General features: G+C 53.8%; 25 protein-coding genes. 17 read left to right on the top strand and 8 right to left on the bottom strand.

The window, feature by feature from the left end; translation table 11 throughout:
* The first annotated feature begins 234 nt into the window (after positions 1–234).
* The 9 genes from sctV to IP581_RS22955 are packed head-to-tail and all read left to right on the top strand — an operon-like array spanning position 235 to position 8,929.
* Positions 235–2,337 carry a type III secretion system export apparatus subunit SctV gene (sctV, locus tag IP581_RS22995; protein WP_193821461.1) on the top strand — a complete coding sequence of 701 codons (2,103 nt, stop codon included), beginning with the start codon at positions 235–237 and terminating at the stop codon, positions 2,335–2,337.
* An 11-nt stretch (positions 2,338–2,348) separates the two neighbouring features.
* Positions 2,349–3,251, top strand: a complete 903-nt coding sequence (locus tag IP581_RS22990; RefSeq protein ID WP_193821460.1) for an FHA domain-containing protein — start codon at positions 2,349–2,351, stop codon at positions 3,249–3,251.
* The gene (locus tag IP581_RS22985) at positions 3,245–4,621 is read left to right on the top strand and encodes a FliI/YscN family ATPase (RefSeq protein WP_407659164.1); all 1,377 of its coding nucleotides are present in this window, start codon (positions 3,245–3,247) and stop codon (positions 4,619–4,621) included. Before IP581_RS22990 ends, IP581_RS22985 begins: the two co-directional genes overlap by 7 nt.
* Positions 4,593–5,063, top strand: a complete 471-nt coding sequence (locus IP581_RS22980) for a hypothetical protein (RefSeq protein ID WP_193821458.1) — start codon at positions 4,593–4,595, stop codon at positions 5,061–5,063. Before IP581_RS22985 ends, IP581_RS22980 begins: the two co-directional genes overlap by 29 nt.
* A gap of 23 nt (positions 5,064–5,086) precedes the next feature.
* Positions 5,087–6,121, top strand: a complete 1,035-nt coding sequence (locus tag IP581_RS22975; RefSeq protein ID WP_193821457.1) for a FliM/FliN family flagellar motor switch protein — start codon at positions 5,087–5,089, stop codon at positions 6,119–6,121.
* The gene (sctR, locus tag IP581_RS22970; RefSeq protein WP_097399768.1) at positions 6,121–6,774 is read left to right on the top strand and encodes a type III secretion system export apparatus subunit SctR; all 654 of its coding nucleotides are present in this window, start codon (positions 6,121–6,123) and stop codon (positions 6,772–6,774) included. Before IP581_RS22975 ends, sctR begins: the two co-directional genes overlap by 1 nt.
* 14 nt (positions 6,775–6,788) lie before the next feature.
* Complete coding sequence (gene sctS, locus IP581_RS22965; protein ID WP_193821456.1) at positions 6,789–7,055, top strand: type III secretion system export apparatus subunit SctS; 267 nt, start codon at positions 6,789–6,791, stop codon at positions 7,053–7,055.
* Positions 7,052–7,855 (top strand): type III secretion system export apparatus subunit SctT, encoded by an 804-nt coding sequence (sctT, locus tag IP581_RS22960; RefSeq protein WP_193821455.1) that lies wholly within the window; start codon positions 7,052–7,054, stop codon positions 7,853–7,855. The genes sctS and sctT overlap by 4 nt, the downstream gene beginning before the upstream one ends.
* 3 nt (positions 7,856–7,858) lie before the next feature.
* On the top strand, positions 7,859–8,929 hold the full coding sequence (locus IP581_RS22955; RefSeq protein WP_193821454.1) for an EscU/YscU/HrcU family type III secretion system export apparatus switch protein: 1,071 nt from the start codon (positions 7,859–7,861) through the stop codon (positions 8,927–8,929).
* Positions 8,930–8,984: 55 nt separating this feature from the next.
* Here IP581_RS22955 and tisB read toward each other — a convergent pair whose 3' ends face one another.
* Positions 8,985–9,074, bottom strand: a complete 90-nt coding sequence (gene tisB / locus IP581_RS22950) for a type I toxin-antitoxin system toxin TisB (protein ID WP_017458115.1) — start codon at positions 9,072–9,074, stop codon at positions 8,985–8,987.
* 511 nt (positions 9,075–9,585) lie between these two features.
* On the opposite strand from tisB, the gene ivbL reads away from it, so the two are divergent.
* From ivbL to ilvN, 3 genes are all read left to right on the top strand, one after another.
* The gene (gene ivbL / locus IP581_RS22945) at positions 9,586–9,684 is read left to right on the top strand and encodes an ilvB operon leader peptide IvbL (RefSeq protein WP_139164763.1); all 99 of its coding nucleotides are present in this window, start codon (positions 9,586–9,588) and stop codon (positions 9,682–9,684) included.
* A 105-nt stretch (positions 9,685–9,789) separates the two neighbouring features.
* Entirely contained in the window at positions 9,790–11,478 is a 1,689-nt protein-coding gene (gene ilvB, locus IP581_RS22940) for an acetolactate synthase large subunit (RefSeq protein ID WP_193821453.1), read from the top strand.
* Between the two features lie 3 nt (positions 11,479–11,481).
* Positions 11,482–11,766: an acetolactate synthase small subunit gene (gene ilvN, locus IP581_RS22935; RefSeq protein WP_017458118.1), complete on the top strand. Its 285-nt coding sequence runs from the start codon at positions 11,482–11,484 to the stop codon at positions 11,764–11,766.
* Positions 11,767–11,775: 9 nt separating this feature from the next.
* On the opposite strand, the gene IP581_RS22930 is transcribed toward ilvN, so the two are convergent.
* Positions 11,776–12,678 (bottom strand): LysR family transcriptional regulator, encoded by a 903-nt coding sequence (locus IP581_RS22930; protein WP_193821452.1) that lies wholly within the window; start codon positions 12,676–12,678, stop codon positions 11,776–11,778.
* Between the two features lie 104 nt (positions 12,679–12,782).
* Here IP581_RS22930 and IP581_RS22925 point away from each other — a divergent pair, with 104 nt between their 5' ends.
* The 3 genes from IP581_RS22925 to nepI all read left to right on the top strand — a co-directional run bounded on the left by IP581_RS22925 (position 12,783) and on the right by nepI (position 15,250).
* Positions 12,783–13,235: a DUF1198 domain-containing protein gene (locus tag IP581_RS22925; RefSeq protein WP_193821451.1), complete on the top strand. Its 453-nt coding sequence runs from the start codon at positions 12,783–12,785 to the stop codon at positions 13,233–13,235.
* A 96-nt stretch (positions 13,236–13,331) separates the two neighbouring features.
* Positions 13,332–13,865 (top strand): SRPBCC family protein, encoded by a 534-nt coding sequence (locus IP581_RS22920; protein WP_193821450.1) that lies wholly within the window; start codon positions 13,332–13,334, stop codon positions 13,863–13,865.
* Positions 13,866–14,065: 200 nt separating this feature from the next.
* Positions 14,066–15,250, top strand: a complete 1,185-nt coding sequence (nepI, locus tag IP581_RS22915; RefSeq protein ID WP_193821449.1) for a purine ribonucleoside efflux pump NepI — start codon at positions 14,066–14,068, stop codon at positions 15,248–15,250.
* A 6-nt stretch (positions 15,251–15,256) separates the two neighbouring features.
* On the opposite strand, the gene IP581_RS22910 is transcribed toward nepI, so the two are convergent.
* The 6 genes from IP581_RS22910 to IP581_RS22885 all read right to left on the bottom strand — a co-directional run bounded on the left by IP581_RS22910 (position 15,257) and on the right by IP581_RS22885 (position 21,201).
* On the bottom strand, positions 15,257–16,159 hold the full coding sequence (locus tag IP581_RS22910; RefSeq protein ID WP_086872298.1) for an EamA family transporter: 903 nt from the start codon (positions 16,157–16,159) through the stop codon (positions 15,257–15,259).
* Between the two features lie 114 nt (positions 16,160–16,273).
* Entirely contained in the window at positions 16,274–17,653 is a 1,380-nt protein-coding gene (locus IP581_RS22905; RefSeq protein ID WP_086872300.1) for a carbohydrate porin, read from the bottom strand.
* Positions 17,654–17,801: 148 nt separating this feature from the next.
* Positions 17,802–18,113 (bottom strand): PTS lactose/cellobiose transporter subunit IIA, encoded by a 312-nt coding sequence (locus IP581_RS22900; RefSeq protein WP_044489757.1) that lies wholly within the window; start codon positions 18,111–18,113, stop codon positions 17,802–17,804.
* A gap of 6 nt (positions 18,114–18,119) precedes the next feature.
* A complete protein-coding gene (locus IP581_RS22895; RefSeq protein ID WP_193821448.1) occupies positions 18,120–19,508 on the bottom strand; it encodes a glycoside hydrolase family 1 protein in 1,389 nt (462 codons plus the stop codon).
* Between the two features lie 37 nt (positions 19,509–19,545).
* A complete protein-coding gene (locus IP581_RS22890; protein WP_086872306.1) occupies positions 19,546–20,874 on the bottom strand; it encodes a PTS sugar transporter subunit IIC in 1,329 nt (442 codons plus the stop codon).
* Between the two features lie 12 nt (positions 20,875–20,886).
* On the bottom strand, positions 20,887–21,201 hold the full coding sequence (locus IP581_RS22885) for a PTS sugar transporter subunit IIB (protein ID WP_086872309.1): 315 nt from the start codon (positions 21,199–21,201) through the stop codon (positions 20,887–20,889).
* 293 nt (positions 21,202–21,494) lie between these two features.
* Here IP581_RS22885 and IP581_RS22880 point away from each other — a divergent pair, with 293 nt between their 5' ends.
* Together IP581_RS22880 and IP581_RS22875 are read left to right on the top strand one after the other, a co-directional pair.
* Entirely contained in the window at positions 21,495–22,451 is a 957-nt protein-coding gene (locus tag IP581_RS22880) for a LacI family DNA-binding transcriptional regulator (protein ID WP_086872311.1), read from the top strand.
* Positions 22,452–22,641: 190 nt separating this feature from the next.
* Positions 22,642–23,046 (top strand): hypothetical protein, encoded by a 405-nt coding sequence (locus IP581_RS22875; protein WP_193821447.1) that lies wholly within the window; start codon positions 22,642–22,644, stop codon positions 23,044–23,046.
* Positions 23,047–23,071: the final 25 nt, after the last annotated feature.

Below are 23,071 nucleotides of genomic sequence, written 5' to 3'. Positions count from 1 at the left end.
GGAAGGGTGCTTAATCTGAATGCCGCCTGCGGCTATGGTTTATTTTGTTGATAACAAGTAGCGTGCTTTTTTAGGCATTTTCTTTTGCACATATTTAACCTTTGTGCTCACTAATAAACACATCTCGACATTTACTTTGAAAAAGCGCTTTCCGGGGCGGTAGCCAAATAAGAGAGAGGATGAAAATAACGTGTGCCTGCCCAATAACTATCAATATACGTGGTGTTCATGAGAATGTTTTTCACGAAACTGGCCGTTCGAATGGTTAACCAGACTGAACTCATTGGCGCGGTTATCGTTATGACGATTGTCTTTATGATGGTTTTACCGTTGCCGGTTTTTATTATTGATACGGCTTTGTCACTGAATATCTGTATCGCCACGTTGCTGGCCATTCAGGCGTTATTTATGTCACACCCGCTGGCATTTTCGACGTTCCCGGCAGTTTTACTGCTGACCACCATGTTCCGTCTCGCGCTTTCCGTCGCCACGACGCGCATGATTTTATTGCAGCATGATGCCGGTCATGTTGTTGAAACGTTTGGCAACTTTGTCGCAGGCGGCAACCTCGCTGTGGGGTTGGTCATCTTTTTGATCCTGACCCTTGTTAACTTTCTGGTCATTACGAAAGGCGCGGAACGCGTTGCGGAGGTTTCCGCGCGTTTTAATCTGGATGCGATGCCAGGTAAGCAGATGGCCATTGATAGCGATTTGCGCTCGGGGCTGATTGATACGGCGGATGCGAGGGTTCGCCGCGAGCAACTGACGAAAGAGAGCCAGCTTTTTGGTGCCATGGACGGCGCGATGAAATTCGTCAAAGGTGACGCTATTTCCGGGATTATCATCGTTTTTATTAACTTGATCGGCGGTTTTTCCGTTGGCATTTTGCAGTACGGCATGCCCGCCGCCGACGCCATGCATATCTACTCGATTTTAAGCATTGGTGATGGCCTGGTGGCGCAGATCCCGGCGCTGCTAATCTCGCTCGCGGCGGGCATTATTATTACGCGCGTCAATTCCGATAACGCGGCCTCCAGCGTCAATATTGGCGGTGAGATTATCTGGCAATTAACGCGTCATCCCAAAGCCTGGATCTATTGCGGAATCATTATGGCGCTGTTTGCGGTGGTGCCAGGCATGCCAGCGATGCTTTTCACCACCTTGAGTTTGCTGTGTCTGACCTTAGCCTTCCTGCTTACCCGGCAGGAAAAGCACAGGCTGGAAATGGCCGGACAGCCTGCTCCCGCTACTGTTGGCACTGAGCAAGCTCATTCAGCCGAATTAATGGGCTATGAAAATGTTCGCCGCTTTTTCCCGCTGCGCCCCTACCTGATGCAATTCCACCCACAGCATCAGCAACAGCCGGAGTTTGAACACCTGCTCCAGCGCATGTATGCCTTACGCAACGACACTGTTTTTGAATATGGCCTTACGCTGCCCTCTTTCGAGCTTGAGGGCAATGAGCAGCTGGCGCCCGATGAATTTCGTTTCTGCGTCTATGAAGTGCCGGTTATTCGCGCAACGTTTGACCCGGACAAACGCGCCGTTAATGCCGGGCTGGTTGCTGAAGGTGACGGTACACCGGGACTTGCAGCGCGTGATGAGCAAGGTTTGCGTTGGTTTGCTGTGGACGATCAGCGCTTATCTCAGTACGAGGACGAAAAGCGCACATCAGGCGATCTGATCCTCGCGAGGATGCAGCGGACCATCCTGTCAACGGGATGGAAATTTGTCGGCTTACAGGAGAGCAAAGCGCTGATTGACTGGCTACGAAGCGAGCAGCCTGAACTGGCCGATGAACTCGAAAGATGTTTACCCATCGCGTGGTTTTCTGCCGTTTTGCAGCGGCTGGCCGCGGAACATGTCACCCTGCGACCACTGCGCCTGATTGCCGAAACATTGATTAAACATAGCCGTCATGAATCCAACCTGATGGTATTAACCGAGCAGGTTCGTCACGCGCTGAGAGAGCAGATTTGTTACCAGTACAGCCAAAATGAAACGCTGAATAGCTGGTTACTGGCCCCGGCCACGGAAGCGGTGTTCCGCCAGGCAGTGAACGCGGCGGGCGCGCAGCCGATGACACTCTCTTCGGTGATGCATGAGGCGTTACTGTCCCGCTTAGCGCAGTGTTTTCCCACCGATGAAGAGACCCCTTGTGTGCTGCTCGTCGAACCTGAGTTGCGTGCCCCGCTTTCCGGTCTGCTACGGGAGTCGTCCACGCCTGTTCCGGTGCTCGCCTTTTCGGAGCTTATTCCATCGATAAACGTGCAGATTGAGGGGCGTATCGATCTTGACGCAGAAACCCACGAACTCGCAGAACCTGCAGCAGATTGAGGGAAAATATCATGCTCTATGAACTGAGAGTGCTTAGCGGCCTGAATAGCGGCGCACTGTTACCCTTGACCGGTACACAGTGGTTAATTGGATCAGCACCTGATGCGGACATGGTGTTATACGACGCGGCGATTGCGCAAAACCATTGCCAGCTACGCGCGACGGATAACGGCTGGCAGGTGGCAGCCCTGCAAGGCGCGGTGCTGACGAATGAGGGGCGTCGGGTTGAACACATCGATAACCTCGAATCCGGTACGCCATTCTCGCTGGCGGGAATTTGGTTATGCGTCGCGCCGTCAGACGCGCCGTGGGAAACGGAACACGCTCCCGCGGTGCAGGCAGATAGCCAGGCGAGTTCACATGCGCCAGCGGCTGAAAAACCGCGTCGTCGGCTGAATAAAGCCGTGGCTGCGGTTTGTCTTATCCTCGCGATAGGCGCGTTCGGGTTGGGCGGTTTTTCCGGCAACGACGAGCGGCCAACGGCTATTTCAATGCCGGAGCCGAAGCCGCAGAAAACATTCCTTGAATCCGCCGCGCAAACCCGCGAAATCCTGGCGTCACTGCTTCAGCAGGCCGGTTTAGGGCAACGCGTCGATCTGGAGATAACCGACAGTGACGACGTCATTTTGCATCTGGTCGGTGATGATAAGGTGCAGGCTGAAATGCAGGCGCTACTGCAACATTTTGCGCAGCGTTACCAAAGCGCTGCGCAAATCTCCGTGGAGAGTGTCCAGCCGCCGCCACCGCTGCCTTTTCGCATTGCCCTGGTTGTAAAGGGTGAATCCCCGTATATCGTGACCGACAAAGGTCAGCGGGTGTTTATCAATGACGAGATCAATGGCATTAAACTTCTCGGCATAAACGAAGAAAAGCTGATTTTTCAGGGCGAAACGCGGTTCGAGGTACCCTGGTGAGCGGCGGCTGGCAAGAGGAACTTGCTCGCTGGCAGCAGGCCACACAACGTCAGCTCGAGCAGGCAGAGCCGGTAAAGGTTATCGGCTCGGTGACAGGGATTAGCGGCATCGTTTTACAGTGCCATCTTCCAGGCGCGCGCTTAGGCGACTTATGCCTTTTGCCGCGCACGTCAGGCGAGCCGATTATGGCTGAAGTGATTGGCTTTGATTCGCAAGAGGTTTCGCTTGCCGCACTGGATACGCTGGAGGGAATTAAGCCTGGCGCAGAGGTTTACCCTTTAGGTTTGCCCCACACTATTCAGGTTTCGCCAGCACTGAAAGGCGGGGTGCTTGATGGGTTTGGTCGCGCCCTTGATGGGCTAGGCCGGGCTGCTTTTGTCGATACCTTAACCGCGCGATCTGTACCGGTGATGCATAACGCCACGCTGGCGACCGATCGCCTGTGTATTGAGGCGCCGCTCTACACCGGATTAAGCAGTATCGACGGTTTACTGACGCTGGGCGCAGGCCAACGGGCGGGGATTTTTGCCGGTGCGGGATGCGGCAAAACAACGCTGCTTGCGGAGCTGGCGCGCAACATACCGTGCGATACTATCGTGTTTTGCCTGACGGGTGAGCGCGGGCGTGAGCTGCGTGAGTTTATGGACAGGGAGCTGGATGAAGCGCTGCGTCAGCGCACCGTGCTGGTGTGTGCCACCTCGGATCGCAGCAGCATGGAGCGTGTGCGCGCTGCGTTTACTGCCACCGCCATCGCCGAAGGGTTTCGCCAGCAAGGGGAGTCGACCCTGCTGATTGTTGATTCGCTGACGCGACTTGCCCGCGCACAGCGCGAAATCGGTCTTGCCAATGGTGAACCGCCGGGGCGCAATGGTTTTCCTCCTTCGGTTTACACCTTGCTCTCGCGGCTGGTTGAACGCAGTGGACGTACCCGGCAGGGCACCATCACTGCGCTGTATTCGGTCCTGGTTGAACAAGATTCGATGCAAGACCCGATTGCCGACGAAGTCCGTTCTTTAGTGGACGGGCATATTATCCTTTCGCGCAAACTGGCCGATCAGGGGCATTATCCGGCTATTGATGTGGCTGCCAGCCTGAGCCGGGTCATGAATGCGATTACGGGAACTGATCAGCAAGCTATTGCCACTCATATAAGGCAATTAATGACGGCCTATGCCGATATAGAAATGTTAATTCGCCTGGGAGAATACCAGACCGGCAGCGATCCCTTTACTGATTACGCGGTTGGGGTTAAACCGGCACTGGATAATATTCTTAAACAATCATTACGCGCGCCGCGCGCGCCGGAAATAACCTTAAATCGATTACGTGAGGTCGTGGAAAATGCGCCGGGTCCGCAAGGTGTTTTATAACGAAGAGAGTGAAAACAGCACAGATGAATCGCTACGATTAACCACGCTGCTGCGGCAGCTATTATCGCTTTATCATTACCGGACGGTAAAAACGGAGTTGGTGTGGGTAAAACAACAGCGTGAAAGGGTAAAAATGGCGCAACAACTCGACGCGCTTAATAAGCATTCACAACACATCGCCCAATTTAATCGTGAATATTTTTCCGCGATGAGCGATCAAAATACACAGCGCGCATTATCGTTAATGGATATGCGAAAGTGGCTTGAAAAAGAACAGGCAATGATGCAACAGCTACAAGATACTGTGTTGCTGATTAAACAACAGGAAACCGATTATCTGCGCCAGTGCGATGAGGTTGCCGCGTATTTCCAGCTGGTCACCGAGAAAAGAAAACGGCAGGAAAAGTTTCGTTTCATCCTTGAACATCTGCATGCCATTTAATGTTGGGTAACGAGCCATTATTGATGAATAACGCTGCGCTGCTATTTCCCTCTGTCAGTAAAGATGAAGTCATCGCCCGGCAATATCTGGATCGACAACCGAGAGTGAATTTTCAACTTAATGGCCAGCAAGGGCAATTAAGACTCTTTCCGGTGCTGGCGGGAGAAAGATTGCCGAATAAACCGATGTGTTTTGCCAGTCAGTACGGAAAATTACGTATTTATAATGCGGAGCCTTTGCTGAACTTGTTATCGCTTTGTCCGCTATTAGCCGAAAATAATAGTTCCCCGGCACAGTGGTATTGGGATGTCTATAACGCCGCGCTCAGTCAGGAAATTAAAAACATAGTGGGTTACTTACAGCCCGCTGAGGAAAGCCATGAGCCGGAAATCTACTGTTGGATGGAAATAAAAAACAGCGAGCAACACGAAAAAGGGTTAATGGCCCTGTCGCCGGTAACATTACTTCGCCTGCTTCAGTATTCGGCGTGGCACTTTTCCCCGCCGCCGCAAAATAAGCAATTTTTACTCTCTTTCCCGTTGATCCTGGCCTCAACGGAGCTTGCGGCAGCCGCGTTACGGCAACTGCGCGTTGGCGATATCGTGCTGCCAGAAAATCGGCTTTTTAACCCGGCAGGATCAGGGCAACTACAGATTGGCACACGGTGCTTCGCGTTACAGCAATGCGCCTCGCTGGCGCACAGCTTTACGATTGTTTCCCATAAGGAGCTAGAAATGGAACTTACCCCCGTTGATACAGCATCTTCGTACCCGGACACGCCTCTTCCCCCGCTGCCTTTATCGGGCGAGATCCCGACACAACCTCATGAAATGCCAGATCTTTCCTCTGTTCCCCTGCGGGTCACGCTGCGTGCAGGAACGCTAACGTTGACGCTCGACGCGCTACAGTCGCTGCAAGCGGGTTCGATACTGACATTCACGGATTTCACCCCCGGTCAGGCGGCGATTTATTATGGCGAGCGCCCGCTGGCGCAGGGCACATTAGTGGATGTGGAAGGCGTGCTGGGGCTGCAAATTACCCGCATGGAGCATTTCTGATGGATATTCAGCAGATCAATCCCGCAGCGCTGGCGCTGTTTATCGCGGCGCTGACGTTGTTGCCCTTGCTGATGATTATTTCCACCTCGTTTCTTAAAATTTCCGTTGTGTTGCTGATTGTACGCAACGCGTTGGGCATACAGCAGGTGCCTGGCAACATGGTGATCTACAGCATTTCGCTTGCCGCGACGCTGTTTATTATGGGGCCGGTATTTAATGAGATGACCCAGCGCGTGCGACAAATCTCACCGGACAAAATAGATGTCGCCGCGATTTATACTCACTATCCGACAGTCATTGCGCCGCTGCAAAACTTTTTGCAGCGCAATATTGATGCCCAAACGCATATTCGTTTAACCGAGGCGGCAAAAAAACTCTGGAAAGATCAGGCTAATAATCCCATAACGCGCGATAACCCTGCGCTGGTTTTAAGTGCATTTGTACTGTCAGAATTACAATCCGGGTTTAAAATTGGCTTTTTAATTTATATTCCCTTTTTAGTAATAGACCTTGTTGTCTCGACAGTGCTAATGGCACTGGGAATGCAAATGGTGGCGCCCATGTTTATTGCTATTCCGCTTAAGTTACTGCTTTTTGTGTTGATTGAAGGGTGGAGCCGTTTACTCGAAGGGTTATTTTACAGCTACCTTTAGCGATGAGAATAAATATGGATATTGTTGAACTGCTCAAGCAGGGATTAGTGCTGGCGATGCTAATATCGGTTCCTCCTGTCGTGACCGCGGTGGTGGTGGGTATTATCATTGCGCTGCTGCAATCGGTTATGCAATTACAGGACGCAACATTACCTTTTGCGGTAAAAATGGTTGCTGTTGGCGTCGTGCTGGCTTTTGTTGGCCACTGGATGCTGCAAAAAACAGTGCAGTTAAGTATTAACTGTTTTGACTTAATCAGCCAAATAAGAGCCTGGCAATGACCCTGGTCTCATTCGACTGGTTAGGTGAGGCGTTAATGGCACTGGTGATTGCCTGTGCGCGTATTTATCCCTGCATGGCGATTATTATTGCGTTTTCTTTTAAGGAGATTAGAGGTGCGGTGCTCTACAGTATCGCCCTGGTGTTTACTTTTATTCCCGCTACTACATTTTATGCGCAACCCGATGTTGGCAATATCAAAGGCGTCATGTTTATTATCATGATGATAAAAGAGTCGCTGCTGGGTATTTTTTTAGGCTTTCTGTTGGTTGTGCCTTTCTGGTTATTCGAAAGCGTCGGGGTTCTGTTTGATAATCAGAGTGGCGGACAAATGGGTGAGCAAATTAACCCGGCAATAAGCAACAGTGGATCATTTTTTGGTTATGTCTTTAAAAGTATTTTTTTGCTGATTTTTATTCAGTTTCACGGTTTCGCTTACCTTATTGATATTCTCTGGCGCAGCTATACCTTCTGGCCAATCGATAAACTTTTTTTCACGGACACTGCGGTAACCTTTAAACAGTGGTTAGCTTTTCTCGCAGAAATATTCTCGTTTATTGTTATTTACAGCGCGCCTTTTGCTGTGCTGATGCTAATGATCGAGTTTAGCGTGGCGATCCTGAGCCTTTACAGCCCGAAAATGCAGGTCACCACCGTTACCATCCCGTTAAAAATTATTATCGGTTTATCCTTCCTGGTGGTTTATATACCGACATTACTGCACCTTGCTGAGCAGCAATTATTGCAGCCTGAGCGCATCGTCCCGATGATTTCTTCCACGCTTAGTCTGAAAGCGAATTAAGCGATGGCGGAAAAAAACGAGCAACCCACACCGAAAAAAATTCGCGATGAGCGAAAGAAAGGAAATGTTTTTAAAAATGAAGGTGTGCCGTTGCTGCTGCTGATCACGCTGGCGATGGAATTCATTTTTATCATGATGGAGCGCGGAATCGCTCGCCTGCAACAGCTCTTTACCGTGGCGCTGAGCTTCATGACGCTGCCGTTTATTACGGCGGCAAAGCGGTTAACACAGTTACTGGCAGTGGAGTTGAGTATTTTCCTGGCGCCTGTTCTGGGCGTGGCGATAGCGGCAAGGTTATTGGGAAACTGGCTGCAATTTGGCTTTCTCATTGCGCCCGAATCGGCGATGCCGAAATTTGAACGCCTAAACCCGTTACAAAAAATTCAGCAAATGTTCTCCTCCAGAGAGCTTACAGAACTGGTGAGCAGCCTGCTGAAATTCTTAATTATCGTCTATGCCAGCTACAGCGCGGTTTATCCGCATATCAACGAAATCGTCTTTCTGGCGGCAAGCCCGCTGATGCGCTTACCGCAGGTGCTGCGTAACCTGGTTAGCGACATCTTTCACCACATATTGATAGTGCTTGCTGTCTGGACGGCGCTCGATTTCGGCCTGCAAAAATATCTGTTTATCAAGACACAAAGGATGAGCCTTGAGGAGGTACGCCGGGAAAACAAAGATACCGAAGGCGATCCGCATATTAAATCGTACCGCAGAAGCCTGATGATGAGCCCGCCGCCGATGCCCGTTGACGTACCGCAGCCCGGGGAAGTGTTAAGGCTGGCGGATGTGGTGCTGAATGATGCCGCATCACGGGTGGTTCTTCTGCGTTATGAACAGCAGAACATCGCGTTGCCGCATATTCTTTTTAAACAGCAGGGTAAAGACGCGGTATCCGGGCTTCTCGACAGCGCCCGCGCGTTGAATATCCCGATTATCGACGCGCCGCAGTTGGTTCATCTGCTGATGCAGTATGAGCCTGGGCAGGCCATTCCACGCCAGGCGATTGCTCATACGGCGTATATTTACAACCAGCTCCAGCAAATGAAAACACGCGAGCCAGAGACAGCGTGAGAGGTGTAAAAGAGGGGCGGTTTCCCGCCCCTCTTTGGTGCGACTTGAACCTGAATTACCGCAAAAACTTCAGGACAGCTTCAAGCAGTTGCAACAACGCAACAATGAGTTTCAGGATCAGAATAAACATCTCCATTCCGCCCATACGCTTTCTCCTCTGGTCAAGGAGCACCGGCTGACGTACCTTTCCGCTACCTGTTGCCAGCCTTGTTGTTGGCGTAACGCAGTGTGCTCTTGAGGGGTTAAGGCACTGACGGCACCACCCGTTTCAGCCAGGAATTCTTGCGCCGTTGAACGCGGCCCCTCACGCTGGTTCGCAAGGTCATTATACATTAACACTGTTTATATATACAGTATTTATTGGCGGAATTTTCGACATTGATCCATACTCAATGCGGGAAAAACCGCCTGAAAATTGCGCATCCGCAGGATTCGTCGTATAGTTGCGTGGTTGACGTAACGCAGTGTGTTTTGCGGCCACCAACCGCAAAAATGCTGACAAAAACCTCGCTCCGGCGAGGTTTTTTGTTTTCAGGTGCCAGGCAAATAAACGTGATCGGCTGCGCAGTTTTCTGCGGGTGCGTAAAAAGCAGTTGTCGGCGAATGATTCCTGTGTTTGTATAAATCTCGTTAATAACACAACAGACAGGCCCCTAATGAACGCTTCCACCAAACCGATGAACCTACTAAAAACCGCGCATAACGCCGCGGTGGTCGTCGTGCGTGTGGTGGTGGTCGTCGGCAATGCGCCGTAGGGTCCGGAACAACACACGATTCCAAAACCCCGCCGGCGCAAACCGGGCGGGGTTTTTCGTTTAAGCCTCTCCTGGAAAGCCGGCTCAGAATAAAAGGACTGGAGCATGGCAAGTTCGGGCAGCACATCGCAATCCACGCGCTACACAGGCGCGCAGCTGATTGTTCATTTACTGGAACGTCAGGGCATCACCACCGTAACCGGTATTCCCGGCGGCACCGTTTTGCCGTTATACGACGCGCTAAGCCAAAGTAAACAGATCCGCCATGTGCTGGCGCGTCACGAGCAGGGCGCGGGCTTCATTGCGCAGGGCATGGCGCGTACGCAGGGCAAACCGGCGGTTTGTCTGGCGTGTAGCGGGCCGGGGGCGACCAACCTGGTGACCGCCATTGCCGACGCGCGTCTCGATTCAATCCCGCTGATTTGCATCACCGGCCAGGTTCCGGCCTCGATGATTGGCACCGATGCGTTCCAGGAAGTGGACACTTACGGCATCTCTATCCCCATCACAAAACACAACTATCTGGTTCGCGACATCAGCGAGCTGCCGCAGGTGATTTGCGATGCGTTTCGCATTGCGCAGTCCGGTCGCCCGGGTCCGGTGTGGATAGATATTCCTAAAGATGTGCAGACGGCGGAAATCGCCCTCAGCGAGCTGCCGGAACCGGGTCATAAAGCGCCAGCGCCCGCCTGGAACGCCCAGGATGTTCACGCTGCCGCCGCGATGATCAACGCCGCCGAGCGCCCGGTACTCTATCTGGGCGGTGGTGTCATTAACGCGCCGCAGCAAATCCGTCATCTGGCGGAAAAAGCCAATATGCCCACCACCATGACGCTGATGGCGCTCGGCATGTTACCGAAACAGCATCCGCTGTCGCTCGGTATGCTGGGAATGCATGGCGCACGCAGCACCAACTACATATTGCAGGAAGCGGATCTGCTGGTGGTGCTTGGCGCGCGTTTTGATGACCGGGCGATTGGCAAAACCGAACAGTTCTGCCCGAATGCCAAAATTATTCATGTGGATATCGACCGCGCGGAGCTGGGCAAAGTGAAGCAGGCGCACGTGGCAATCCAGGGTGACGTTGGCGAAGTGCTTGATGCGCTGATCCCGCAAGTCGAAGCCCATTCCCGCCACGCCTGGCGCAACACCGTGGAGCAGCTGCAAAAAGAGTTTCCCGGTGCGATCCCGCAAGCGGGCGACCCGCTCACCCATTACGGTTTGATCAATGCGGTCGCGGCCTGCGTGGATGACAGTGCGATTATCACCACCGATGTCGGCCAGCATCAGATGTGGACGGCGCAAGCCTACCCGCTGAACCGCCCGCGCCAGTGGCTGACTTCAGGCGGGCTGGGCACCATGGGCTTCGGTCTGCCGGCGGCGATTGGTGCGGCGCTGGCGAACCCGGAGCGTAAAATCATCTGCTTTTCCGGTGATGGCAGCCTGATGATGAACATCCAGGAGATGGCCACCGCTGCTGAAAATAATCTCGATGTAAAAATTATCCTGATGAATAACGAAGCGCTGGGGCTGGTGCATCAGCAACAGAGCCTGTTCTACAAGTCCGGCGTGTTTGCCGCTACGTATCCCGGCATGATCAACTTTATGCAGATTGCCGCTGGGTTTGGCCTGAATACCTGCGATTTAAACGCTGAATCTGACCCGCAGGCTGCGTTGCAGGAGGTTATCTCTCGTCCGGGGCCTGCGCTGGTGCATGTGCGTATCGACCCGCAAGAAAAAGTTTACCCGATGGTGCCGCCGGGCGCGGCGAATACAGAAATGGTGGGGGAATAAGCCATGCAAACAACTGATAACGTCATTCTCGAACTCACCGTGCGCAACCATCCGGGCGTGATGACCCATGTGTGTGGGCTGTTTGCCCGCCGCGCGTTCAACGTGGAAGGCATTCTGTGTCTACCGCTACAAAGCGGCGAGCAGAGCCGTATCTGGCTGCAGGTGGCGAACGACCAGCGGCTGGAGCAGATGATAAGCCAGATCGATAAACTGGAAGATGTGGTGCAGATTATCCGCCACCAGACCGATCCTGGCGTGTTTAACAAACTCGGTCTGTTCTTTGAATAATCACCGCGCTTAACGCTGGCTGATGTCGAACAGCAGATTGCGTAGCCACTGATGCGCCGGATCGCGGTGGCTGCGTTCGTGCCAGGCCAGGGTTTTGGTAAACCCTGGTATCGGCAAGGGCGCTTCACGCATGCACATGCCCGGCGTCAGGCTGGCGAGGCGTTGCGGCACCACGGCAATCATATCGCTGACGGTTAAAATCTCTGGCAGGATCAGGAAGTTACTCACCGATACGCCCACGCGGCGACTTTTGCCGATGGCGGCCAGCGCATTATCCGCCACGCCGCGAAAACGTTCGCCATCCCACGCTACCAGCGCATGCTCCAGCGCGCAGAAGCGTTCAAGTGTCAGCGTGTTTTGCGCCGCATCCGGGTGGTTGGCGCGCATCATGCAGACAAAACGTTCCTCAAACAGCGCCCGGCTGTGCAGCGCTTCCGGCGTGCTGTGCGGCGTCATTAACGCCGCATCCACTTCGCCACGCTCAAGCTGGCTTACCAGCCGCTGCGGCTCTACGGGTTCAACGCGGATGCGGATCCCCGGCGCGTGCTTTTTCAGCTCCGCAATAAACGGCACGATCACCACTTTCAGCGCGTAGTCCGTCGCCGCCAGCGTCCAGATAAAGGTGGCGCTGAGCGGGTCAAAGGCGGTGGGTTTCAGTAAACGGTCGATATCGGCAAGGATCTGTTTCACCGGTGCCGCCAGCGCCTGCGCTCGCGGCGTGGGCACCATGCCATGAGGGGCGCGGATAAACAGCGGGTCGGCAAAACAATCGCGCAGGCGCGTTAGCATGCCGCTCACGGCCGGTTGCGTCAGCGAAAGGCGGGCGGCAGCGCGCGTGACATTGCGCTCATCCAGCAGAGCATCCAGCGTTTTCAACAGGTTAAGATCGAGGTTTCTGATATCGTTATTCATGATGGTGACCAGCCAGAGCGATAATCAAGATTATCGCATTTACGGCTGTCCGTAGCGGGTAATTTCCCCGTATGATGAGCCTCTTTTGTGCCTCGGGAGCGGTTATGATTTGGTTGATGTTGGTAACGCTGGTGGTGGTTTTTGTGATTGGTTTCAGGGTATTAACCTCTGATTCTCGCCGCGCGATACGCCGCCTCACCGACCGACTCAACATCCAGCCTGTGCCGGTGGAATCGATGATCGATCAGATGGGTAAAAGCGCTGGTAACGACTATTTAAGTTACCTGACGCGCCCGGACGAAGCGCATCTGCAAAACGCCGCCCAGGTGTTACTTATCTGGCAGGTGTCTATTGTCGACAGCAGCGAGCAAAACCTGGTTTACTGGCACCGGTTGCTGCAAAAAGCGCGGCTGGCAACCCCTGTCACCGATGCGCAAATCCGCCTGGCGCAAGGGTTTCTGCGCGAGCTTGAACCGGACAGAGCCGATCTCAATAATTTCCAGCTGCGCTATAACGCCCTGTTTATGCCCGAAGAGGGTGTTCACTGGCTGCACTGATATCACGTAGTGTGATGATGTTTATCAAAGATAGTCATTAGCTTTATAACACCGCGCGGCGCAAAGTGGCCTCGTTCATCCATGACGAGGTACACCATGACGCAATCCCTGACGCAAAGCGCCATTGTCTGGCCGCAAGATTACCTGCCAGGCACCACCGATAATTTTGCCTCCAACGAAATCATTGTCGCCGGGCTAACGGCACACGACATCTGGGCGCAACTCATTGACACCCGCCTGTGGCCGACCTACTACAGCAACGCGCAAGATATCCGTTTTCACGATGAGAGCGGCCCGTTATTAAGCGCCAGTGCCCGTTTTCGTTTCACCACTTTTGGTTTTCCGGTCGAGGCGCAGGTGTGTGAATATGTTCCGCCAGTTGCAGGCCAGGCCGCGCGTATCGCGTGGTATGGCTGGGTGGAGGGCGATGAAAATTCGCGGCTGGATGCGCTTCACGCCTGGTTGTTTGAGGATTTACCCGGCAACCGCGTGCGCATTCTGACGCAGGAATCGCAAACCGGCGTTCCGGCGCAGCAACTGGCGAGCGCGGTGCCAAACCCGATGATCAATGCTCACCAGGAGTGGATTGTTGGCCTGGCGACAGCGGCGCGTAACGCACGAGTTAAATAGCGCACGCCACCGGTGGCGCGGCATAACACCCGCCGCCGTTATGCCGCGATTCTGCGTCGCCATATACACATGGGCGGATGCGCTTTCGGCCAGACGGTTGCGTTCGTCGCCGCCACAGAGTTGCCAAATTGTTAATTGCGTCACACATTTTGAATGTTACACTGCGCGACTTTCACGAATAAAAACTAAGCAGGTAACCAATGAGTGAGCAATCTGTGACGCCCTCTTCACCGGATGCGGTAAGTCGCCCGAACTGGTCGGCGGTTTTCGCCGTGGCGTTTTGCGTGGCCTGCCTGATAACCGTGGAATTTTTGCCGGTCAGCCTGCTCACGCCAATGGCGCTGGATCTGGGCATTTCGGAAGGACTGACCGGGCAAACCGTCACCGTGACGGCGTTTGTCGCCATGTTCGCCAGCCTGTTTATTACACAAATTATTCGCGCCACCGACCGCCGCTACGTGGTGATCGCGTTCGCGGTGCTGCTTACGCTTTCCTGTCTGCTGGTGTCGTTCGCCACCAATTTCACCCTGCTGCTGCTGGGCCGCGCCTGTCTTGGTCTGGCGTTAGGCGGTTTCTGGGCGATGTCGGCGTCGCTGACCATGCGGCTGGTGCCGATGCGCGTCGTGCCGAAAGCGCTGTCGGTGATTTTTGGCGCGGTGTCGATTGCGCTGGTGATAGCGGCCCCGCTCGGCAGTTTTCTCGGCGGTATTATCGGCTGGCGCAATGTGTTTAACGGCGCGGCGCTGATGGGCGCGGCCTGCATCATCTGGGTGTGGCAGGCATTGCCGTCACTGCCGGGGAAAACCGAGCACCACGAAAATATGTTCGGCCTGCTCAAACGCCCTGGCGTACTGGCCGGGATGATCGCCATTTTTATGGTGTTTGCCGGGCAGTTCTCGTTCTTTACCTATATTCGCCCGGTCTATATGAATCTCGCCAGGTTCGACGTTGACGGGCTGACGTTAGTGCTGTTGAGCTTCGGTATCGCCAGCTTTGTCGGGACGTCGTTCTCGTCGGTGGTGATGAAACGCTCAGTAAAACTGGCGTTAGCGCTGGCACCGTTAACGCTGGCGATTAGCGCCCTGGTGCTGATTCTGTGGGGTAGCGATAAGGTGGTTGCGGCGGGCATCGCCATTATCTGGGGGCTGGGTTTCGCGCTGATCCCGGTGGGCTGGTCAACATGGATCACCCGCACGCTTGCCGATCAGGCAGAAAAAGCCGGTTCCATTCAGGTGGCGGTGATCCAGCTTGCCAACACCTGCGGTGCGGCGATTGGCGGCTTTGCGCTGGATCATTACGGTTTGCTCTCGCCGCTGGTGCTTTCCGGCAGCCTGATGCTGTTAACGGCGCTGCTGGTGGCGGCGAAAGTACGGGTGAAAGGCTAACCCGGTTCAGGCGGCGCGGATTTTGCGCCGCGAATCCCAGGAAATCAGCAATACCGACGAGACAATCAGCAGCGTGCCGAGCCAGTCCGGCAGCGAAAACGCCACGCCGAGCAGCGCCACCGACAGCAGGGCGCTGCTTAGCGGTTCGGCGCAACTCAGAATGCTGGCTTTCGACCCGCCAATCATCTGCGCGCCTTTCAGATAGAGGCTAAAGGTCAGCGCGGTGCCAATCACCACCAGGTAGAAAAAGGCCATCAGCAGGCGGCCATCAACCACAAAATCATTCCCCTGCCCGCCAAAGAACGGCGTCAGCATCAATCCCGCCAGCAACATACTCCAGCCGACAATCGGTAGCGTGCCGTAACGGGCGATAAGCGTTGAGGGATAGGTAGTGTAAAACGCGGCGGCAAAGGCCGAGACAATGCCCCACAGCAGCGCTTCAGGCGAAATAGACAGCGACGTCAGATTGCCGTGCGTCACCAGTAAAAATGTACCGATAAGCGAAGTGATGATCGCCAGCGCCACTGGCATTGTTGGCCGCGCTTTGCGCACCAGCGCGAACCACGCCACGATAATCGTCGGGGAGAGAAATTGCAGCACCGTCGCGGTGGCGGCGTTGGATTTTTCAATCGTCAGCAGAAAAGTGAGCTGTACAGTCAGCGCGCCAAACAGCGAGAAAATCAGCAGGCTAACGGCGTCTTTACGGTTTTTCCAGATAGTGAAAATTTTGTCGCTGTGGACAAATGATAGCGTGAGCAGAATCACCCCGGTGAACAGCAGCCGCGTCATGGTCAGCCACGGCGAAGAGATATGGCTCTTCTGCATAATGTACTGCGCGCAAACCCCGGAACTGCCCCATAAAACGGCGGCGGCGAGGACGTAAAACATCCCTTTCTTGCTCGAACCCATCGGCTAACCCAACTCTGTCATGCTGATTACTTATCGTGAGGCCGCGCATCATAACACATGTACAGAGTTTAACCGGAGGCGGCATGAGGGGGGACCGCCTCCGGTTTTGTTACCTTACCACCAGGCTTCCCACATCGCGCCGATGTTGAACGAATCGAGCGTGGAGTCGTTGGTGCCATTCACGCGTGCGGTGCGTTTGTTATCCACTTCGCCGCCGGTCACGTAGAAGCGCAGCATCGGGCGGAACTCCGGTCCCATGGCGATAGAGATGTTCTGCGACAGCGTCGCTTTCCAGCCGTGGTTATCGCCGCCGTCATCATAATCTACGCGTTGATAGCCCAGTTCCAGCCAGGTGGAGTGAACGTCGTTCCACCAGTGCATCGGACGAACAATCGCGCCATAGTTGCGACGATTATCCGCTTTGTTGGCGCTGTTGTCGTAGTCGTGGAACGCCAGCAGGTAGTCCACCTGCGTCTGGCGGGAGAATTTGTAGGTGCCTTCGAAGCTGGCGTAAATCGCCGTCAGATCGTCGGTTTTGTTGAATACGCTGTTATCCGCGTTATCAGAGTAGCGCGCGATCAGTTTGTTAATGCCGTTGTCATAAGTGTGGCTCAGCACCGCGCCGCCTTGCCAGGCTTTCAGACGGTCATCGCTTTCAATCGCTTTCGAGTCAAAACCGTAGTTAGCGTAAATTTCCAGATCCAGCGGGCCGACTTTCATGCCGTGGATTTTGGAGGTCAGCGCATAGTTACCTTTATCGCCGACGTTGGAGCCGCCGGTACAGGTGATGCGCGACGGGTTGGCTTCATCTTCCAGCACTTCCGGGCTACAGGACGCAACCGAACCGACAGCCGCGACATCAAACTTCACGCCACCGATATCGAAGTTTTTCACCCCGGCGCCCTGGCCGTCGTGGTTCATCCAGAAGTAGTCGTTGATGCCCTGTTGCGGACGCTGGTGGAAATCACGCCCCGCCCAGAAGTAGGCGTTCGGGTTGGACGCAAGCAGGTTGGTCACCCCGGCATAGGCTTTTTTCAGGTTAACTTCGTCGCCCCAGTGATCGAACATCACGTTGACGTCCCAGATAGCGCCGTTGTCGCCTTTAAAGGCTTTGGAGAGTTGGAATTCGCCGCCGTTGCCTTCGTTGCCCAGACGACCAATCGCCGACGCGCCGTTATAGGAGCCATCAACGCCAACATATTTCTGATCGCCAGACTGGAAGTGCGCGCCATAACGGGCGTAACCGCTAAATTTCACGCCGTAAGGCACCGCCAAATCCGGGGTTTGCGCCGCGCTCTGCGGCTCCACCACCACATCCGCTTTTTTATTCACCGCGGCGTCCATTTTCGCCTGGCGTTCCGCCAGCGCTTTATCCACCGCCTTGGCGACGATGGCATCGATTTGCTCTTGCGTGAACTCTTGTGCGAAGACGGAGCCAGAGCAAAGGGTGGCCGCAACCGCCAGCGCCACTGGAAGTTTTTTATTAATTCTCATGGTTATCTCAATTTAGTAAGTTATTCTCAGACAATAACCATCCCGGGTGACCGGGCAGAGATTATTGCCATCACCATTACGAACTGCTTTTATTTTATTAATGCGGGTACAGCTTAATTAAGATTTACCGTAATCAAGTCTCCGTTAATTATTGCCGATATAAAGTGTGAAGCTGAATTATCTCTTCGGATAACTCACGCGCTAATAATGACGTCATTAAATGATCCTGCGCGTGTACCATAATTAATGTCATCGGTTGCCGGGCTTCGCCCGCATCCTGTTCGATTAATTTGGTTTGCATGTGATGCGCCTGGCGCGAATAGCCATCCGCCTCTTTGAGCAACTGGCGCGCTTCGTCAAGATTGCCTGCCCTTGCCGCGCGCAGCGCTTCAAAGCACAGGCTGCGCGACTGTCCGGCGTTGACGATAATTTCCATTACCGCTTCTTCGAGTTCAATCATTGTCATTTAATCCTGAGTAAAACCATTATGCTCAGCGGTGGCGGCAAACCACTCTCCACTTTTCTTAATGGTGCGTTGTTGCGTTGCCAGATCTAATTGCACAAAACCGTAGCGGTTTTTATAGGCATTACACCATGACCAGTTATCAATAAATGTCCACATATGGTAGCCAAGGCAATTACACCCTTCGCTTATTCCTTTATGCAACCAGATAAGATGGTCGCGCACAAAGGTAATACGATAACTGTCGTTTATTTGCCCCTCTTCAATAAATCGCTGTTCGTTCTCGACCCCCATACCGTTTTCGGAAATAAAACAGCGTGGGTTACCGTAATTGACGCGTAAGTTGGTGAGAATATCGTAAATGCCCGGCTCATAAATTTCCCACCCGCGATACGGGTTCATTTTGCGCCCTGGCATTTCGTAATAATCAAACAACCACTCCGGCATAAACGGCGCGTCGGGATTGACCGCACTGTCCCGGCACTTTACCCGCCGTGGCTGGTAGTAATTAATGCCGAGCAGGTCGATTTTCCCTTCTGCAATCAGCGCGATATCGTCCGGCTGGCAGGCGGGCAACTGGTCATACTCTTTCAGCAGCGCCACCAGGTCAGCGGGATACTCGCCGCGCAGTACCGGGTCGAGAAAACTGCGATTGAACAGCAAATCGGCGTAGTGCGCCGCTTTTACATCCGCCGGGTGCTGCGAACGTGGATAGGACGGCGTCAGGTTCAACACAATGCCAATCTCACCAGCGTAAAACCCGGCGCGAAACGCTCGTACCGCGCTGGCATGCGCCAGTACCGTGTGGTACGCCACCGTTGCCGCACGTTTAAAATCCACCACGTTCGGGTAATGGAAATCGTACAGATATCCGCCCTCTACCGGCACAATCGGCTCGTTAAAGGTGAACCAGTGATGCACCCGATCACCAAACAGCTCGAAACAGATTTGCGCGTAGCGGCTGAAAGCCTGCACCACTTCCCGGCTTTCCCAGCCGCCTTTTTCCTGCATCACCATCGGCATATCGAAGTGAAACAGCGTGATAAACGGCGTAATACCCTGCGCCAGCAGTTCGTCGATGACCTCGTTATAAAACGTCACCGCCTGCGGATTCACTTCGCCATCGCCATCCGGGATCAGCCGTGACCAACTGATAGAAGTGCGAAAGCTGTTGTGCTTGAGCTGCTTTAACAGCGCGATGTCCTGTCGCCAGTGGCGATAAAACGTCGAGGTCTCTTGCGGCCCAATCTGCTGGTGAAAGCGCCACGGTTGGCTGGCGAACCAGGCATCCCATGTGGTGGCGCTTTTACCGCCTTGCTGGCTTTCCCCTTCGGTTTGCAGCGCAGAGCTGGCGCTGCCCCACCAGAAGTTTGCGGGAAATACGTATTTCATTACCGACTCCTTTTCGTTACTGCTAATGCGTTACGGCTTAGTTACTGCGGACGGTTTCCGTCATCGGCGCGCTGTTCTGCGCTTTTTCTTCTTCTGCTTTCATTAATGAATGCTCGTAAGCACGCAGGAACGGCAGATACATCAGGGCGGACATCACCATACAAATCAGACACATCACCACCGGGCTAAAGGCCCAGTTCGCCGCCCAGGACGCACCGATAGGCGCAGGCGTTGTCCACGGTGTCAGGGAGACCACTTGCGCTAGCAGGCCCATTTTGGTGGCGGTGTAAGCCAGCACGGCGTTCACCAATGGCACGCAAACAAACGGCACAAACAGCATCGGGTTCATGATGATCGGCGCACCGAACAGAATCGGTTCGTTGATGTTAAAGAAGCTCGGTACGACGCCCATTTTGCCGATGGTGCGCAGATGTGCGACGCGGCTACGCAGCAGCAGGAACGCCAGTGGCAGAGTGGAACCGACACCGCCAATCAGCAGGTAGTGATCCCAGAAACCTTGCAGATAGACGTGCGGCAGCGCGGCGCCAGCAGCCAGTGCAGCCTGGTTGGCGGAGAGGTTTGCCATCCAGAACGGGTTCATGATGCCGGTGACAATCAGCGAACCGTGGATACCGGCGAACCAGAAGATCTGGCACAGCAGCACGGAAAGCAGAATGGCAGGCAGGGAATCGGACGCGGAGACCAGCGGTTCCAGCACGTGCATAATCGCCTGCGGCAGGATCATGCCGGTTTGCGCTTCAATAAACAGGTTCAGCGGGTGCAGCGTACCAATGATCACCAGCACCGGAATGAGGATTTCAAACGAACGGGCAACGCCGGTCGGCACCTCTTTTGGCAGGCGAATGGTGATGTTGTGCTGTTTAAGCCAGGCGTAAACGCGGGTGGAGTAAATCGAGGTCAGCAGCGCGGTGAAAATGCCCTGCCCGGAGAGATACTGGGTAGAGATTTTGCCATCTGCATACGGTGCGGCAACCAGCAGGAATGCCATAAACGCCAGCAGACCGGTCATCACCGGGTCGAGGTTAAACTGGCGACCCAGGCTCGCGCCGATCCCGACGGAGATAAAGAAGGTCATCACCCCCATGCTGAGGTTGAACGGCAGCATCAGTTGTTCACGGTATTTCGCGGAAAAATCGAGCCATCCGCGGGCGAAGCCAACGGTGGTATCCGCGGAAAACGGCGGGAAGATAAACACCAGCATAAACGAGCCGATGATCATAAACGGCAGCGCGGCGGTAAAGCCGTCGCGGATGGCGATAACGTACTTCTGCTGTCCCAGACGACCGGCCAGCGGCGTAATGCTTTGCTCAATAACCGTAATCATTGATTGATATAAGGAACTCATAAGAACACCTTTTTAATGCGCCGCTTCTATGAGCGACAATGCAAAGTCCAGTACCTCATTGCCACGTTGCATTCCGTAATCCATCGGGTTGATGGGTTGCACCGGAATACCCTGAGCGGCGGCCTTTTCTGACAGCGTGTTTAACATGTATTTGACTTGCGGTCCGAGAAGCACGACCTGGTAACGCGGAAATTGCGTGTCGAACTCCGCGACGCCATACGCATCGATCTCTACCGGTATATCGCGTTCCTTCGCGGCTTCCAGCATTTTCCTCACCAGTAAGCTGGTGGACATACCGGCTGAACAGCACAACATAATCCTGAACATCGTTAACCATCCTCGAAGTGTAAAAAGTTATTGCGGGGTCGATTGGATATCATATGGAAACCGGTTTCCATTTGTTCGCCGCAGAAGTGTGATAGCTGTCAATGTCTGTGAATTATCTGATGCCGTAATTGGATTTGCGTCACGGAATTTGGCACTCTGTTGAGAACAAAAAGCGCAAAACGGAAAATCGGTTTCCATCAAAAAGCGAAACCGCTATACTGCGTGCGGTTATATATTAGCCGTTGAAGTATTTAGATTTTGCGGGCGCGATGTGCGCCTGTCAGGGGAGAAAGATGTCTACAATCAACGATGTATCACGTTTAGCTGGGGTGTCGAAAGCCACAGTCTCACGGGTGTTGAGTGGTTCGCGCGGCGTTAAGGAAGCCAGCCGCCTCGCGGTACTGAAAGCGGTCGAAGAGCTGAATTATCGGCCCAATGTTATCGCGCAGTCATTGCTCAGCCAGTCGACAGGCTGCATCGGTGTTATCTGCGCCCAGGACAACATCAACCAAACCACTGGCTACCTCTACGCGCTGGAAAAACATTTAAGCCAGAGCCAGAAACATCTGCTGCTGCGCTTCGCCAATACCAAAGCGGAAGTGATGAGCGCGCTGGATGAGCTGACCTGCGGGTTGTGCGACGATGTGCTGATTATCGGCGCGCGTTTCCCGCTCAAAATTGACGATGAAAACGTCATTCTGGTGGATTGCGTGGAATCTGCCGACGCCACGCCCAACAGCATTCAATTCGATCACGCCTTTGCCGCTGAAACCGCCTGTAACTATCTGATAAGCCAGGGCCGTCGTCAGATTGCGCTGATCCACCCGCGCACCGCCGCCGCCGATCAAGTGCTGCACGGCTATAAGCTGGCGCTGGAAAACAATTTCCTGCCGTTTAACCGCAACCTGGTGTTTATGGATGACACCACTTCTTCTGTTGCGTTGCAGGTGCTGCTGAATAATGCCACAACGCTGAATTTTAACGCGTTACTGGTGGCAGACGAGCAGGAAGCCCAGCGTGTGATCCCGCAATTACAGGCGTTTAATAAATCGGTGCCGGGCGACATTATGGTCTTCAGCCTCGCCGGTTCACTGCATTTGCCGGGCATTCCTACCATTCCGGCTATCGAATATTCGATGGACGCGATGGCTGCGCGTATTGTCGCCTGGCTGAATGAAAAAACGCAGAGCGTGCTGGGTGCTTACCGGGTGCGCGGGGATTTAATTATTCCCGATATCAGTAAACGCTAGTCACCATTTTGAAAGCCTCCGGGTGGGGGCTTTTTTATTTCCCGCTTGTAATTTTCGTCCTTAAGTTAAATAAAAAACCGCTTTAAGGTAAATCGCATTTTTACTACAAACAATTCTCTCTCTGTGCTTGTTACTGCCGATAATCGATCAGAACATCGTAAAAACGCGTAATGAAAGTGGGGAGCGGAAGATGAACAGACTGAAGACCATTTCGGTCGTATTGGCGCAAAAGATGGATCAGTTGCAAGCGAGAGAGAACATACAGCTTGCCATCGCTGCCTGTCAGTATGCCTTACGCGTTTCGGGCTGGAAGGATGCCGATGTGGGTGAAGCGTTCTCAGGGTTGCAACGCAACGGTACCCTGACTAAACATGAGTTGGCGTTCTGCAGAAAGCGCGGCGAGGCGCTGGATAACGACTATTTCATTAAGCAAGAAAACGGCGAGACTGATTCTATCATCTCATTTAGCCGCGCCCGGGTAGTATCCGCAATACTGCTTTTGCATGCTGGCGAGTACGCCGAATCTGTATATGAGTCATTGATTTCTTTAGATGATACTGCGCCGTTACTGGCGGTACTCCAGGAGAAAGGATAAGTGATGAACAGTTTAAACAGTGATT

This window comes from Kosakonia pseudosacchari (assembly GCF_015167415.1).
Classification (GTDB): Bacteria; Pseudomonadota; Gammaproteobacteria; order Enterobacterales; family Enterobacteriaceae; genus Kosakonia; species Kosakonia pseudosacchari.
Note: the sequence above shows the minus strand (reverse complement) of the source record. Positions and strands in the feature narration are given on the sequence as shown.